This is a genomic window from Rhodococcus sp. WAY2 (assembly GCF_009859915.1).
GTDB lineage: Bacteria > Actinomycetota > Actinomycetes > Mycobacteriales > Mycobacteriaceae > Rhodococcus_F > Rhodococcus_F oxybenzonivorans.
The window spans coordinates 1994595-2009340 of sequence record NZ_CP046572.1; the positions used below are offsets into that span (position 1 = coordinate 1994595).

General features: G+C 63.2%; 12 protein-coding genes. 8 read left to right on the forward strand and 4 right to left on the reverse strand.

Annotation, left to right across the window (positions count from 1 at the left end; all coding sequences use genetic code 11):
- Complete coding sequence (locus GFS60_RS09355) at positions 1–930, forward strand: TIGR03621 family F420-dependent LLM class oxidoreductase (protein ID WP_159920648.1); 930 nt, start codon at positions 1–3, stop codon at positions 928–930.
- A gap of 57 nt (positions 931–987) precedes the next feature.
- Here GFS60_RS09355 and GFS60_RS09360 read toward each other — a convergent pair whose 3' ends face one another.
- On the reverse strand, positions 988–1758 hold the full coding sequence (locus GFS60_RS09360) for an SDR family NAD(P)-dependent oxidoreductase (protein WP_159920650.1): 771 nt from the start codon (positions 1756–1758) through the stop codon (positions 988–990).
- 99 nt (positions 1759–1857) lie between these two features.
- On the opposite strand from GFS60_RS09360, the gene GFS60_RS09365 reads away from it, so the two are divergent.
- The 3 genes from GFS60_RS09365 to GFS60_RS09375 all read left to right on the forward strand — a co-directional run bounded on the left by GFS60_RS09365 (position 1858) and on the right by GFS60_RS09375 (position 5367).
- A complete protein-coding gene (locus tag GFS60_RS09365) occupies positions 1858–2670 on the forward strand; it encodes an SDR family NAD(P)-dependent oxidoreductase (protein ID WP_159920652.1) in 813 nt (270 codons plus the stop codon).
- A 64-nt stretch (positions 2671–2734) separates the two neighbouring features.
- Positions 2735–3724 (forward strand): phosphotriesterase family protein, encoded by a 990-nt coding sequence (locus GFS60_RS09370; RefSeq protein WP_159920654.1) that lies wholly within the window; start codon positions 2735–2737, stop codon positions 3722–3724.
- Positions 3725–3867: 143 nt separating this feature from the next.
- A complete protein-coding gene (locus tag GFS60_RS09375) occupies positions 3868–5367 on the forward strand; it encodes an MFS transporter (RefSeq protein ID WP_159920656.1) in 1500 nt (499 codons plus the stop codon).
- A 66-nt stretch (positions 5368–5433) separates the two neighbouring features.
- On the opposite strand, the gene GFS60_RS09380 is transcribed toward GFS60_RS09375, so the two are convergent.
- On the reverse strand, positions 5434–7635 hold the full coding sequence (locus tag GFS60_RS09380) for an acetate--CoA ligase family protein (protein ID WP_159920658.1): 2202 nt from the start codon (positions 7633–7635) through the stop codon (positions 5434–5436).
- A 97-nt stretch (positions 7636–7732) separates the two neighbouring features.
- Here GFS60_RS09380 and GFS60_RS09385 point away from each other — a divergent pair, with 97 nt between their 5' ends.
- On the forward strand, positions 7733–8680 hold the full coding sequence (locus GFS60_RS09385; protein WP_159920660.1) for a cyclase family protein: 948 nt from the start codon (positions 7733–7735) through the stop codon (positions 8678–8680).
- A gap of 8 nt (positions 8681–8688) precedes the next feature.
- On the opposite strand, the gene GFS60_RS09390 is transcribed toward GFS60_RS09385, so the two are convergent.
- Entirely contained in the window at positions 8689–9474 is a 786-nt protein-coding gene (locus GFS60_RS09390; RefSeq protein ID WP_159920662.1) for an SDR family NAD(P)-dependent oxidoreductase, read from the reverse strand.
- A 51-nt stretch (positions 9475–9525) separates the two neighbouring features.
- Positions 9526–10269 (reverse strand): SDR family NAD(P)-dependent oxidoreductase, encoded by a 744-nt coding sequence (locus GFS60_RS09395; RefSeq protein WP_159920664.1) that lies wholly within the window; start codon positions 10267–10269, stop codon positions 9526–9528.
- On the opposite strand from GFS60_RS09395, the gene GFS60_RS09400 reads away from it, so the two are divergent.
- The 3 genes from GFS60_RS09400 to GFS60_RS09410 are packed head-to-tail and all read left to right on the forward strand — an operon-like array spanning position 10268 to position 14732.
- Positions 10268–10777 (forward strand): NUDIX domain-containing protein, encoded by a 510-nt coding sequence (locus GFS60_RS09400; protein WP_268962576.1) that lies wholly within the window; start codon positions 10268–10270, stop codon positions 10775–10777. The two genes, GFS60_RS09395 and GFS60_RS09400, sit on opposite strands and share 2 nt — an antisense overlap.
- Before the next feature lie 44 nt (positions 10778–10821).
- Positions 10822–12960: a hydantoinase/oxoprolinase family protein gene (locus GFS60_RS09405; protein ID WP_159920668.1), complete on the forward strand. Its 2139-nt coding sequence runs from the start codon at positions 10822–10824 to the stop codon at positions 12958–12960.
- Complete coding sequence (locus GFS60_RS09410) at positions 12960–14732, forward strand: hydantoinase B/oxoprolinase family protein (protein ID WP_159920670.1); 1773 nt, start codon at positions 12960–12962, stop codon at positions 14730–14732. The genes GFS60_RS09405 and GFS60_RS09410 overlap by 1 nt, the downstream gene beginning before the upstream one ends.
- Positions 14733–14746: the final 14 nt, after the last annotated feature.

Consider the following 14746-nt stretch of genomic DNA (forward strand, 5'->3'; position numbering starts at 1 on the left):
ATGCCACAAGACAAAGCGACGAAAAAATTCATGTTCGGTGTCGTTGTGCGGAAGGCGGACTCCGGAAAGGCGTGGGCTGAGCGCGCACGCCTGGTCGAACAGTCCGGATTCACGACGCTGCTGATGCCGGATCACTTCGTGGGTCCTCGGTTCGCGCCGATCGCGGCGTTGTCGGCGGCAGCCGCTGCCACTTCGACACTGCGAATCGGCACGCTGGTGTTCTCGAACGACTATCGGCACCCCGTCGTGCTAGGGAAGGAACTGGCAACCCTCGACGTGCTGTCGGACGGCCGGCTCGACGTCGGCCTCGGCACCGGATGGATGCGTGAGGATTATGACCGGGCTGGCTTGAGCTTCGATCCACCGAAGGTGCGGTTCGACAGATTCGTCGAATCCCTCGAAGTCCTGCGTGGCGTGTGGGGCGAGGGGGCATTCTCGTATCAAGGGCAGTACTACCAGATCGACGAGCTGGTACAGGAACCCAAACCGGTGCAGAAGCCGTACCCCAAGTTCCTTTTCCCGGGCGGCGGACCCAAGATGCTGAAGCTGGCAGGCCGGTACGCGGACTACGTCAATTTGACGTTGCGCGTTCGGGCTGACGGAACCGCACCGGACGCAAAAGACGGCGGTCTGGAATCCTTCCTCGGGAAGATCGAGACGATCCGGGAGTCCGCTGGTGCGCGGTTCGACGACATCGCGATCGGCACCAGCATCCAGGAAGTCGGTATTCCTCAGAGCAAGGAGAGCTGGAGTGCCGTCGATCTCTCACAGCAGGAGGAAACTCCGCAAATCCTACGTGGAGATGTCAGTGAGATGGTCGACAAGCTTCGGTACTGGCGTGATACGCACGGCCTCAACTTCTTTGTGCTCCACAACGACAAGGACCTGGAAACGTTCATTCCGGTAGTCGAAAAGCTCGCCGGTGAGTAGATGACGAATGAGGGGCGGGCCCGTCGAACGGACCCGCCCCTCGATTTCCGAGGTACCTCAGACTCCATACCCGCCATCGACATCGAGGGTCTGACCGGAGATGAAGTCGGCGCGATCGGACGCGAGGAAGGCGACTGCCTCGGCGATGTCTTCCGCGTCACCGAAGCGGCGCAGCGGAATGTTGCGCCGGGTGATGTCGAGCGCACTCTCGTCGAGATCGCCTGACTCGATCAACCGTGCGGCCATCCCGTCGGTGAGCATTCCCGGCCCGACACAGTTCGCGCGCAGGCCGAATCGGCCCTCCTCCGCGGCCAGCGCTCGGACTACGGCTTCCACGGCTCCCTTCGGGCCCGAGGACAGTCCGTCGCGGACCGGGAATCGTCGGGTGGCGGCTGTCGTGACCGCCACGATGCTGCCACGCGATTCACGAAGGAGAGGCAGCGCTGGGTGCACGAGATTGAAGAACGCGGCCGCGTCGCTCTCGAGTTGTGCGCGGAACTGATGAGGTGTGACCTTACTCAGGTGGGTCATCGGTACGTGGGGTCCGGCGGCATACACGACCGTGTGGATCCCTCCGAATGCGTCACGCACACTAGTTGTGAGTTCGGCTGCCTCCTCGACGCTGGCGAGGTCGACCCGTGCGAACTCGACCTTGGCGCCCAGTGCGCTGAGTTCGGACGCCAAACTCGCTGCGCCCTCTTGGTTGCCGCGGTAGGTGAAGAAGATCTGGCTACCTCGCTCGGCGAGTACCCGGCTGACCGCGCGCCCGATGCCGCCGGTCCCGCCCGCAATAAGTGCTGCGCCGGGTCGTTTCTCGAAGTCGAGCATGCGCTCGCCCCTTTCCTGCTGGATTGTCCCGCAACTATACCAAGCAATCGCTTGCTCTAGTACCGTGAATGCGTCAGATTCGTACAGAAGGGATCACAGATGGTCAATTGGGATGGCAAGGTAGCGATCGTCACGGGCGCTGCGCAGGGCGTCGGCCGAACGGTGTCACTGCGGCTCGCCGAGATGGGTGCTTCCGTAGTGATCAACGACATCCAGGACGACAAGCTGGATGCGGTCGCGGAGGAGATTACGGCAAGTGGGGGAGTCGCGCGTGCGGTTCATGCGGATGTCGGAATCCAATCCGATGTCGAAAAACTCGTAGCGGAGACAGAAGCGGCGTTCGGACGGATCGACACTCTCGTGAACAACGCCGTCGCCTATGGAGGCGTCGAGAAGAGTGACCTGAACGTCGAGGTCACTCCCGACAACGCCTGGGAGCGAACGTTCGCGGTCAACTTCTACGGTGCTGTGTGGGCAACTCGCTTTGCCATCCCGATCATGCAACGTGGGGGTGGAGGCGTGATCGTCAACGTCGGGTCCACCTCCGGATTCAGCGGGGATACAGTCCACGTCGCCTACGCGGCGTCGATGGCGGCCAAGTACTCGCTGACCCGGTCGGTGGCGACATCGCACGGAAAAAGGGGTATCCGCGTCAACGCCGTCGCGAGCGGGCTGATCCTGAGCCCGACCGCACGGCAGAACCTGTCCCCGGAGAAGCTCGAGGCCTACAACGCCAACCTGCTGGTTGACGACTTCGGCGAAACCGAGGATCTGGCATCGGTAATCACATTCCTGGCGGGGCCGGAATCGAAGTACATCACCGGGCAGACGATCATTGTCGACGGCGGATTTCAGGCGCATCAACCGTGGCATGCCCAGAACCACATCGTTCATCCGCAGGCACCGATCTGATGCCCGCAGGTGCGCTCGCCGTCATATCCGTCACCCCCCAGCCGAAACAGCAATGGAGATCTGTATGAAGTCGCAACCTACCGTGCCGACCGCCACCGGTGACGTTCCGGTGTCCGCGCTCGGCAGAACGCTGATGCACGAGCACATCTTCGTCACCAGCCCGGAAGTCCAGCAGAATTGGCCCGACTACCCCGAACAGTGGGACGAAGAGACACAGATAGCCGAAGCCGTGCAGCGGCTCGCGGCGCTCGAGGCCGAAGGATTCGACACGCTGGTCGACCTCACCGTGATTGGTCTCGGGAGATACGTTCCCAGGGTCGCGCGGGTAGCCGAGCAGTCGAACATCAACATCGTGGTCGCGACGGGGGCGTACGTCTTGAGTGAACTCCCCGTGTACTTCCACTACCGAGGTCCAGGCACCGCCGCCGGCGGCCCCGACCGCCTTGCCGAATTCTTCATCCGTGACATCACCGAAGGAATAACCGGGACCGGTGTCCGTGCGGCGATACTGAAATGCGTCACCGACGAGGCCGGACTGACGAAGGACGTGGACCGAGTTCTGCGCTCGGTTGCACATGCACATCGCGAAACTGGTGTGCCGATTACAACGCACACCCATTCCGGGCTGCGCCGAGGCCTGGATCAGCAGAAGGTATTCAAGGAGGAAGGCGTCGATCTGTCCCGGGTCGTGATCGGACACTCGGGTGACACCGACGACTTCGACTACCTCGAAGAACTCGCGGACGCGGGGTCATATCTGGGTATGGACCGATTCGGTCTCAACACGGTGCCATTCGACAAGCGAGTGGAGATCGTCGCGGAAATGTGTCGGCGCGGGTACGCCGACCGGATGGTCCTGTCGCACGACACATCCTGCTTTTCCGACATGTCCGATCCGGTGCGGCGCCGAGAGATGAATCCGCAATGGCGATGGACCCACATCCCCCAGGATGTCGTTCCGGCCCTGCTCGACAGAGGCGTCAGCCAGGACCAGATCGATGTGATGCTCATCGAGAACCCCGCCCGGATCTTCGCCAATCAGGGCGGCTACTGAGGAAACTCTCCGTTTGAGCAGTCCGATTCGGAAGTTGGACTCTTGCCAAGCATGCGCTTGGTCAATTACTGTGACGCCACGCCAGCAGTGGCGTGCGTCACAACCTCCATATCAACCTTCTGGATCGGACAGGGAGCACGTGCATGACAACAAACCCACCCTCTGTTAACCCACTCGAGGAATCCGAGTACACACCGCCCGTCGGCGAAAAGGGCAAGATCTGGACGCCTCGGTGGATCGGCGCGCTCGTCGTCGTCGTCATGCTCGGGGAGTTGGCAACCTTTTCGTACAGCTTGGTCGGGACCGCGCTCCCGGGTATCGGCTTGCACTTCCAGACAACTGATCTGGGCTGGACGATCACCATCGCGAACCTTGTGACCGCAGTTGCCGTCGCAATGATCGGAAAGCTCGCCGACCTACGCGGCAAGCGAAACCTGCTTGTCATTGTCACCTCCCTGTCGGCGGCTGGCGGTGTCATCTCAGCGGTGGCCCCGACCTACGAGGTCTTTCTCGTCGGGCGGGGGCTGCAGGGACTTCTCTACGTGACACCCGCGCTGGCGTACTCCCTCATCCGCGACGTGTTCCCGAAGAAACTGATCGCCTTCGCGATCACAGTGACCTTCACCGGTGCCGGTGCGCTACTCATCATTTCGCCCTTCGTCGCGGGGTGGCTCATCGACGGGTACGGCCCACTGTCGATCTTCTGGTGCATTGCCGCATTCCAGGTGATCTGCATCATCGGGGTATTGCTGCTACTTCCGGAGTCGCCGCTGCGGGTGAAGTCTCGACTCGACTGGGTTGGTGCGATCCTGCTCGGAGCCGGTGGTGCGCTGCTCGTGTACGGGCTTGGCAATGCCGGCACCTGGGGGTGGACATCGACGAGCTTCTTCGGATTCATGGTCGCGGGACTGGCGTGCTTTGCCGCATGGATCTGGTGGGACAGTTCGTTTCCCGAGCCGATCGTCGAGATCTCGTTGCTCCGCACCCGACCCATGTGGACGACGCTCATACTCAACGCTGCTGTGTACGGGCCGGCGGCGATCGTCGTGTCACTCGTACCCATCATCGTCCAGATGCCACGCGATCCGGGAGGAGAGATCGGCTTCGCCTCGGATGCATTCGGAGTGGCCGCCTACATGGCGCCACACGGGGCGGCGATGGTCATCTGTGGCTTCATCTGTGGAGCGAAGGCTGCACGTTGGGGAATTCGCTACCCGATGATGGCGGGATGTGGTGCGCTCGCGGTCGGCAGCATCGGACTGGCGTTCCTGCACTCCGAAACCTGGCAGGTGCTGTTGTGGTTGCTCTTCTGTGGAGTCGGCATGGGCGCTACTTTCGGTGGGTTGCCCAACCTGGTGGTGCAGTCTGCGCCGCCCGAGAAGCAGGGCATTACGTCGTCGATCATGCTGTCGGCGCAGAACTTGTCGAGTGCCATTGCGGTTCAGCTCGCCTTCGCGATGCTGGCGATGCATACCTTTACGACCGAACTGGGAACCTTCTTCGACTCCGACGGATATCGCCTGGCATTCCTCGTCTCGGCCGGGTTCGCCCTCGTCGGACTTGCGATCCTCAAGATCATGCCGCACGGTCGTGCGAGCGACGTTCGGGAGGTCAAGACCGCGTCCGACGTGATCGCGCACTGACACGACACTAGATACACAGAAGCGCCGGGCCCTGAGGCCCGGCGCTTCTGTGTATGTTCGGGGCGATCAGGCGCCGTTGCCTCGCCGGGCATCGAAGTCCTGCGCCGAGGCGATCGCGCTCGCGGCTTCACTGAAGCTCCGGTACATCGGGAGACCGCTGTCCGATGCGAAGATGTCGAGAAGTTCGACATCCACAGCCGGGCATACCTCGGTGTTCCGAACCACGACAGCGACGCGGACGGGCAGTTCGGCGTCGACGAGTGACTGCAGTGTGTTGATCAGTGGGCGAATGCCCGCGGTGCCGTAGTTGTAATAGGCGGCAGCGTTGAAATGCACGAGCACGTCTTGGTAGTGCTGACCGTCCCGGGTGAAGACCGGAGTGAGTGCGTCGACCAGAATTGACGTGGGGGAGGCGGGTCCCACGGGAACCTCCAGTGGGTTGGCAACACTCGTTCCGGCGCCGTAACCAAGGTCGCGGAGGCGCGTGCGGAGTTCGTCGCGCAGTGGAGTCAGTTCGAGTCCGGCGCGGTCGCAGGTGTCGGTTGCGAGGACGGAGGCGCCGCCTCCCAACCCGATCACCAGGACACCGTCAGCGTCGGTGCTCGGCCTGTGATCGATATAGTGCTGAAGATAGGTCAGGCAGGACAGGAAGTCTTCGAGCGAACGCACCTGAACAGCTCCCGTCGATCGGGAAACGGCTGCCCACACCTTTTCGTTGCTGGCCATCGATCCGGTGTGTGAACTCACGGCTACAGAGCCCTGCGCACTCGAGCCGCCGCGCAAAATCACGACTGGCTTCTTCCCTGAGGCCCGCCGGAGCGCACCGAGCAGTGCTGCGCCGTCACGCGTGCCTTCCAAGTAGATTCCGATTATCCGGGTCTCGGGGTCGTCGACGAGCCAGTCGACAAGCTCGCCCTGGGTCACGTCGATCGCGTTCCCGATGCTGACGAGTTTCGAGAACCGGATACCCCGTCGTGAACCCACGGTGATCATGTCGCCGGACAGACCGCCGCTCTGTGACACCACGGAGACCACCCCTGGTTCGGAAGGTGCACCGAGGGTGAAGGTCTGACGCCCGCGGGGGGCGAACACACCCAGGCAGTTGGGTCCGAGAATGCGAGTCGCTGTACCGGAAGCGGCTTGCCCGAGTTCGGCTTGCAATATGGCGCCGGCTGAACCCATTTCCGCGAATCCCCCGGTCACGACGTGTACGAAGCCGACGCCGGAAGCGGCCGCGTCGGCGACCACTTTCGGAGCCGCCGCTGCCGGTACCGCCACGACCAGGTAGTCGACTGGGTACGGAACATCGCTTATCGAGGAGTATGCGGGGACCCCGTCGATACTGGAGGCGTCCGGGTGAAGAGCGCAGAGGCTGTCGGTCCAGCCGGCCTGTCGATAGGCGGCGAGGAAACGGTTCCCGAAGGTGGATCGACTGCTCGAGGCACCGGCTATCGCGATTCCGCGTGGGGCGAACAGACGGGTGAAGTCAGTGGGATGCTCGGGCGTGGCAGCCGGTATGTCGGTGGTCGATTCCACGATCAGGCGAGCATCCAACGCTTGGACGCCGCTGGCGGTTACGACGATCGGATTGCATTCGAACTCCGCAAGCGTGTCGCCGAGGTGTTCGACCAGGCTTCCCTCGCCGGCGATCGACAGCAAGAACTCGATGAGAGCGTCTCGGTTGCCGGCTTCGCGTCCTCGGGCGCCGTGTAGTAGCGGTGCCCCGGGGAAGCTATCTACCAATTCTGCAGCGTCCGCCCGCGACAAGGGGGCGACGCGCAGCGCCGAGAGGTCGAGCATTTCGGTGGCGACACCGCCGAGTCCGAGCAACACCACGTGCCCGAAGGTTGCGTCGCGCACGACCCCGGCGATCAATTCGATTCCACCGGGATGTTGCTGTTCGACAAGGTATCCGCTAGGTGTGAGACCCTGACGGTCGAGAGATGCCGCCATGTCGGCGACCGCTGCTGGAATTTCGCGTGCGGTCAGCCCGAGGACGACGGCGCCGACGTCGCTCTTGTGCACGAGTCCGGGACCCCAGGCTTTGAGCACGAGCGGACCGGACAGTCCGGACACGGCATCCGCGGCTTGTGCCGCGTTGGTTAAGGTTCTGCTCACCGGAACATCGACACCGTATTCGCCGAGGAGGGTCTTGACCTCGTGCTCGGGTACGACGCGCCGCCTGGCGGCGGTGTCATCAGTATCCGCTCGCGGTGTTTCCTCCGCTTCTGGCTCGGAGGACAGGGCTGAACTGGTGTTCGGAGGCATGGGAGATCCCTCTTTCAAATTGCGTTTAAGCAAGCGATTGCTTGGTACTATACGCTGGTGTCGATCCTTCGGTAAGGCAACTGAGAGGGCGAAAAGGATGCCAGAGCAAGTCCACGTCGACGCAGTGTCGGAATTCGGAAACTGGGGGCGGTGGGGAACGGACGACGAGCGGGGCGCTGCGAACCTTCTGACTCCGTCCACAGTGCTCGCGGCGTTCACGACAGTACGCGAGGGCACGACCTTGTCGCTCGCCCTTCCCATCCAGGGTGCCACGTCGGGGCCTGGCGCATCTCGCGTCCCGCACCTCACCGGGCGACCGCTGCCACAGCATTTCATGTCGATGGATGGCGGAGACTACGCGGCGGGCATCGGACGGATCAAGGGGGAGATGTCGGTCGCGGACGACGCGTTGATCGTATCGCCGCACGGCACGACAACCCACATCGACGCACTGGCGCATATGTGGCGCAACGACATGTTGTTCAACGGCCACTCGGCAAACCGGGTGCGTAGCTACGGCGCGACTCGGTGCGGTATCGAAAAACTCGGACCGCTCATCACCCGTGGCGTGATGCTGGACGTTGCCAGGCACCTCGGGGTACCTCATTTGTCGGCTTCGACGCGCATCGACGATCAGTTGCTCGCGGACACGGCAGAGTCTGCCGGTGTAGAAGTCCGGGCCGGGGATGTGGTCCTCGTCCGGACCGGATGGGCCACGGTTTTCGCGCAGGACCCCGAGAAGTACAACGACGAGCAGCCAGGGTTGTGTCACAGCGGAGGCAAGTGGCTGGTGGAACGTGACGTCGTGGCAATAGGCTCCGACAACATCGCGGTCGGCGCACTCGATCCCGGTGGTGTCTTCCATGGATCCGTCGACGAGGATATTCACATGCTGACGCTGTGGGAGCACGGCGTATCACTCATCGAAATGCTGTGGCTGGAGGAGCTTTCGCATACGGAGAGGGCGGAGTTCCTCTTCGTTGCCGCGCCGCTGCCGATCGTGGGAGGCACTGCGAGTCCGATCAATCCGATTGTGGTTCTCTGAGCTGCGGGTCAGCCGAAATGCCGCAGAAGGCCGCCTTCGGCACGCAAGGCCGCGCCGTTGGTTGCCGAGGCCTCGCGGGAACAGGCGTAGACAACCATGCTCGCCACTTCGTCGACCGTTGCGAGGCGGGCCAACAAAGTGCTCGGCCTTATTGACGTCGCACAGTGGCGATCCGCGTCCTCTCGCGGTATCCCGTGTTCGACGGCATAGTCATCGAGAAAGGTGTCGGCGCCGCTCGACGCAGTCGGCCCCGGCAGCACGCTGTTCACCGTGACACCCGTGCCCACCGTCAGTTCCGCGAGACCGCGGGCGAGCGCGATCTCCGCGGCCTTGGTCACGCCGTAGTGAATCATCTCCGACGGAATGTTCATGCCCGCCTCGGATGCCACAAGGACGATTCGGCCCCAATTCTGCTCGAGCATGCCGGGCAGATAGGAACGGGCTAGACGCACCGCCGCCAGCACGTTCATCTCGTAATGACGGATCCAGTCGTCGTCCGTCGTCTCGAGAAAGTGCTTCCAGTCGAACACGGCAGCATTGCCGACAATGATGTCGAAGGATTGGTATGCGCTGGCGATCGCGTCGCATCCCTGTGCGGTCGTCACGTCCGCAGCAACCGCAGAGAAGCTGCCGGCGGAAGCCAACTGGTCGAGGGCCTGCTCTGCTGCGGTCGCAGTGCGGCCGTTGACGACCACATGCGCGCCGCAGTCGGCAAGACCCCGTGCTATCGCCAACCCGATTCCTCTCGTCGAGCCCGTGACGAGTGCGGTCTTGCCGGAGAGGTCGATCTTCATCCTGGAATCCCTTCTGGCCGGATCGATGTGGGAAGTGAGGTGCCGGCGGTGTCACATCATCGTGATCCCACCGTTGACGCTGAAGGTCTGGCCGGTGACGTACCCGGAGTCGACGGTGCAGAGAAACTCGATCGCCGCCGCGACCTCGTCGGAGGATCCCATGCGGCGCATCGGTATGGCGCCGATCAGTTTGTCCATCAGCGCTGGGTTGTTCTCCCTAACCGATTGCAGCATGGCCGTATCGATCAGCCCTGGGCATACAACATTGCTGGTGATACCGTCCCGGGCCGTTTCCCGTGCCAGGGTTTTCGAGAAACCGAGCAGACCGGCCTTGGTCGCCGAGTAGATGCCCTCGCCGCCGCCTCCCGCTCGCGCGCTGTCGGTGGCGACGAACACGACGCGGCCCCACCCACGTTTGGTCATCTCGGGGACGATCGCGTGGCAGAGTTGCATGGGAGCGCGCAGATTCACTTGCCACAGCATGTCCCATGCCGAGGGATCGCTGTCGACGAACCGCTCGACTCTGGTGAGGCCGGCATTGTTTACGAGGATGTCGACCTCGCGTAGTGCCGCGTCGCGGCGGAGGGCGAGCGCGATGGAGGTAGTGTCCGCGAGGTCCATTTCGACGGCGGTTCCCCGATCGATCGAGCCCGCAACGGATTCGGCTGCGTCGAGGTTGCGATCGAGAACGAGAACTGTCGCACCGCGACGGGAGAGGCGCCGGGAGATTTCGGCACCGATGCCGGCGCCACCGCCGGTTACCAGCGCTACCTTGCCTGTGAGGTCGGTCTGCATGAATCCAGAAGATACACTACTGAGCAAGCGCTTGGGTAAGTGTATAGTGATCCGGAACACCGAAAGGGGTAGACCGTTGAGCCGATGCCTCGAGCGTTCCGGTCGCAGTGCCGTCGCCATGCTTCTGCAGAACGATGGCGAGCTGTGTCTGTTGCGGAGAAGTTCCCTCGTTGCGAGCGACCGGGGTAGGTGGCACTGTGTCACGGGCTACCTCGACTCGCGAGACGACCCGGCCGCACACGTGTTGATCGAGTTGGGCGAGGAGACCGGCCTGTCTCGCATCGACCTTGCCGACCTGGTAGAGGGGCCGGTGTTACGCCTCTCCGGCGGCGACGGGGTGTGGACGGTGCACGTCTTCGTGGCGACCACGCTTCATCGGCGGATTCGGCTCAACTGGGAACACGAGGACGTGTGCTGGACACCGTGGAGTCGAGCGGGGGAAGGCGGCAGGGAACTCGTGTCATGGCTTCCCGCTCTGGTCGCCGAATCTCTGCTCAACTGCACGTGACAAACTTATAGACAAGCGCTTGCTCAAGTAGTTAGGGTGACTCCATGTCAGCAGATCCGCACCACTCGTCGAATGGTTATGCCCTCGGCATCGACGTCGGCGGCACCTTCACCGACGTCGTCCTCGCCGGACCGACGGGCCAAGAGTCGGTTGCCAAGACGCTCAGTACGCACGGCGACCCCACTGAAGGAATCGTCAGAGGTGTGCAGGCCGCCCTCGCTACGGCGGGGGTGGCCCCGGCCGCGGTAGATCGGGTGGTACATGCGACCACCCTTGCCACCAACGCGATTCTGGAGCAGAAGGGTGTCCGGGTCGCGCACATCGGTACGCGCGGCTTTCGTAACCTCCTGCCGCTGGGCCGCTACGCGCGGGTTGAGGAGGATCGCTTCGATACGTTCTTCGACCCGCCGTTGTCGCCCATCCCTGCTTCCGACTGTTTCGACGTGCTCGAGCGCCTCGACAGCGCCGGCGAGGCCATCATTCCTTTGGACGAGTCGTCCGTGCGCGCAGTGGCAGAGGAGATCCGGGATCGCGGCATCCGGTCCGTCTCGATCGCATTACTGCACTCGTACGTCAATCCCGCCCACGAGCTGCGCACCGCGGAGATCGTGCGTGAGTATCTCCCGGCGGACGCAACGGTTGTGACATCAGCTGACGTGTGGCCCGAGCTTCGGGAGTACGAACGCACCACGACGACACTGATGTCTGCGTACGTGGGCCCGGTGATGGTTTCGTATCTACGAAAGCTCGAGCAACGGCTGCGTGATGCCGGAATCGAGGCACGCGTGCAAGTTATGGAATCCGGCGGAGGAGTCATGTCCGCGGAGCTCGCCGGTCGGCGCGCTGTAGCGACCATCGAATCAGGTCCGGCTGCCGGAGTGCTCGCTGCCCGCGCGGCCGGTTTGTCGGCAGGTCACCCCGATGTGATCTCGTTCGATATGGGTGGCACGACGGCGAAGGCGTCGGTGGTCCGCAACGGCGCTCCGGCCATCACCACTGAGTTCCACGTCGGTGGCAAGGGGAGCTTCGGCGGACGTCGGGCGGGTACCGGGGTGCCAATCAAGACGCCGGCGATCGACCTTGCCGAGGTGGGCGCCGGTGGTGGCAGCATCGCGTGGGTCGACCACGGGCAGGCGTTGCGGGTCGGACCCCATTCGGCCGGCTCCGAACCGGGCCCGGCATGTTATGGCCGCGGTGGTCAGGACCCGACGGTGACCGACGCGAATCTCGTGCTGGGTTACCTGGATCCGATCGGGTTTGCGGGTGGAACCATGGGACTCGAACCCGAGAACTCGGCTGATGTCATCCGCGAGCGTGTCGCGGAACCTCTCGGCGTGGGTATCGAAGCCGCCGCAAATGCCATTCATGAGATCGCTAATGCAACGATGGCAGCAGCCGTCCGGGTGGTCACCGTCCAGCGTGGTTTGGATCCCCGAAACTTTGCGGTTGTCGCGTTCGGCGGCGCAGGTCCGATGCATGCAGCGCGGGTGGCCGAGGAATTCGACATCAGCACAGTGATCATCCCCCCGTCGTGCGGCGTCGGTTCTGCAGTCGGACTCCTGGGCACGGACCTGAGCACCGACCGGGTACTTACCCGACTGTGCCATGAGAACGACATCGACGGGGCGTCGGTCGACGACACCTTCACCCAGCTCGCGGAGATCGCGGCCGGTGATCTCGGCGTGGAGCTCGCCGCACCGACTACCCGAGTCGAGCGATCTGTCGACGTGCGGTTGGCCGGTCAAGCGCACGAACTGACCGTCCGAATCAGTGACGGAGGTGAGGGTAGGCACTGGGACGACTCATCGCTCCCGGCCCTGCGTGAGAGCTTCGCCGAAAAGTACAAGGAGGCCTATGGAATCGACGGTTCAGGCCCCATCGAATTGGTGAGCTACCGAGTCCGGGTGACTCACGTAGTCCCGAAAGTACCGCTAGGTCGTCGCGCGACATCCGATGCTCGAGGTCAGGGGCCGGCACGGAAACGGCGCGTCTGGTTCCGTGAATTCGGTGAGTACCGGGAAACCCCCGTGTATGAACGCGAAGGAATCGTCGGTGCCCACCCGGTACCGGGACCTCTCGTCATCGCAGACGGTGAATCGACCATCGTGGTCCCGCCGGCATGGAACGCCCAGGTCGACAGCGAGTTCAATGTAATTCTGTCGCGCGCTTCGGAGGAGAAGTAATGACGCACGTTCTGGCCGACGGTTCGGCCCAGACTCTCGACGACAGCGGTTCGAGCACAGCGCAACTGACTTCCGAGGTGCTCCGCAATGCACTGGTGGTCGCAGCGGAGGAGGCGAGCATCGTCGTCGTGCGGTCGGCCTTCTCGACATTCGTCGTAGAGGGTTCCGACGCATCAGCTGCGATCCTGGACAAGGACGGTCGGCTTATCGCGCATTCGATGGCCACGACCCTGATGAACAGCATGGCGCTGTCGGTGGCGGTGCCGTTCCTACTCGCGGACATCCCGCTCGACACGATGCGGCCCGGAGATGTGTTCGCCACCAATGACGCCTACAAAGGCGGGGTTCACACGAACGATATCCTCATCTTCAAGCCGATTTTCGTCGAAGGAACGGTGGAGTACTTCACTGCGACGTTGATCCACGTCTCGGATATCGGAGGTGCGTCCGCCGGCGGAATGGCATCCTTGGCGACCGAGATCTTCGCGGAGGGACTCCAACTACCTCCGGTCCGCATCGCCACCGCGGAGGGGTTGGAAGAGCCGATCATGCGGATCCTCGCCTTGAACAGCCGCACGCCTGACAAGGTGCAGGGCGATGTCCGTGCACTCATAGCGGGCGCGTCGACTGCCGCGAAACGCGTCGAGGAACTTATCGAAGAATACGGAGTTCAGGGGTTCTCGAAGGGGGTGAACGACTACCTCGAGTACACCGAGATTCTTACCCGAGCCGCGATCGAGGACTTGCCCGCCGGAACTTACCGCTCCGACTACACCATCGATGACGACGGCGTCACCAGCCTGCGCGGTCATCGTGTACAGGTTGCGGTGACGATCGGTGACCGCGACATTTCGCTGGACTTCGAGGGAACCGACCGCCAGGTCGCCGCCGCAGTGAACTCGAGCATCTCCCAATCGCTTGCCGCAGCCGTCTTCGCGTTCAGGTGCTTCGTCGACCCGACGATCCCGATGAACGACGGATGCCTGCGGGTCCTGAATGTGAATCTGCCCGAGGGGTCGCTGCTCAATGCCCAGTCACCCTATCCATGCGGTGGGCGTTTCCTTCCGGCATACGCGGCAATGGAAGCGGTACTTCAGGCACTATCCGACGCAGTCCCTGAACGTGCCATCGCAGCATCGGGAATCCTGCAACCCTTCTCGATCGCCGCGAAAACGGCACCGTATTGGGTCCATCTCGCCTACGAGTTCGGTGGAGTGGGAGCCCGGTTCGGCAAAGACGGCCCGGATGCCACCGGCATCCACTTCGGTCTCGGGCGTAACTCGGTCCCGCAGGTCGAGCCCGTGGAAGTGCGCTGCCCCCTCATCGTGGAGGAGGTCGAGTACATCGCGGACTCCGGCGGGCCGGGACGTTGGCGCGGCGGTCTCGGAACACGCACCGTGTTCCGGCTGCTCGCCGACGCCTACGTCACCACACGCGGGGACCGGCTCGAAACCGGTCCCCGAGGCCGGGACGGCGGAAAGCCCGGAGTGACCGGTGCATTCAAGAAGCGCGTACCCCACGGAGAGACCGTCGTCCTCAACTCGAAGGTCAATAACGAACTCTTCCTCGCGGGCGAGGCATTCATCGTCGAGACGAGCGGCGGCGGTGGAATCGGAGATCCATTCGAACGCCCCGTGGAGTCCGTGTCCGAGGACGTCGAAGCCGCACGAATCACCGTCGAGGGAGCATGGCGTGACTACGGTGTGGTCGTCACCGCGAAGGGCGATGTCGACCACGCGGCGACCGAGGCACGAAGGGCAAGCCGGTCATGACTGGATCACAGGCC

Excerpts from the sequence above, each read along its gene's own strand:
- GFS60_RS09360 (WP_159920650.1), bottom strand. The coding sequence starts at position 1,758 with ATGCTCGACTTCGAGAAACGACCCGGCGCAGCACTTATTGCGGGCGGG.
- GFS60_RS09380 (WP_159920658.1), bottom strand. The coding sequence starts at position 7,635 with ATGCCTCCGAACACCAGTTCAGCCCTGTCCTCCGAGCCAGAAGCGGAG.
- GFS60_RS09370 (WP_159920654.1), top strand. The coding sequence starts at position 2,735 with ATGAAGTCGCAACCTACCGTGCCGACCGCCACCGGTGACGTTCCGGTG.
- GFS60_RS09390 (WP_159920662.1), bottom strand. The coding sequence starts at position 9,474 with ATGAAGATCGACCTCTCCGGCAAGACCGCACTCGTCACGGGCTCGACG.
- GFS60_RS09375 (WP_159920656.1), top strand. The coding sequence starts at position 3,868 with ATGACAACAAACCCACCCTCTGTTAACCCACTCGAGGAATCCGAGTAC.
- GFS60_RS09365 (WP_159920652.1), top strand. The coding sequence starts at position 1,858 with ATGGTCAATTGGGATGGCAAGGTAGCGATCGTCACGGGCGCTGCGCAG.
- GFS60_RS09410 (WP_159920670.1), top strand. The coding sequence starts at position 12,960 with ATGACGCACGTTCTGGCCGACGGTTCGGCCCAGACTCTCGACGACAGC.
- GFS60_RS09395 (WP_159920664.1), bottom strand. The coding sequence starts at position 10,269 with ATGCAGACCGACCTCACAGGCAAGGTAGCGCTGGTAACCGGCGGTGGC.
- GFS60_RS09355 (WP_159920648.1), top strand. The coding sequence starts at position 1 with ATGCCACAAGACAAAGCGACGAAAAAATTCATGTTCGGTGTCGTTGTG.
- GFS60_RS09400 (WP_268962576.1), top strand. The coding sequence starts at position 10,268 with ATGAATCCAGAAGATACACTACTGAGCAAGCGCTTGGGTAAGTGTATA.
- GFS60_RS09385 (WP_159920660.1), top strand. The coding sequence starts at position 7,733 with ATGCCAGAGCAAGTCCACGTCGACGCAGTGTCGGAATTCGGAAACTGG.
- GFS60_RS09405 (WP_159920668.1), top strand. The coding sequence starts at position 10,822 with ATGTCAGCAGATCCGCACCACTCGTCGAATGGTTATGCCCTCGGCATC.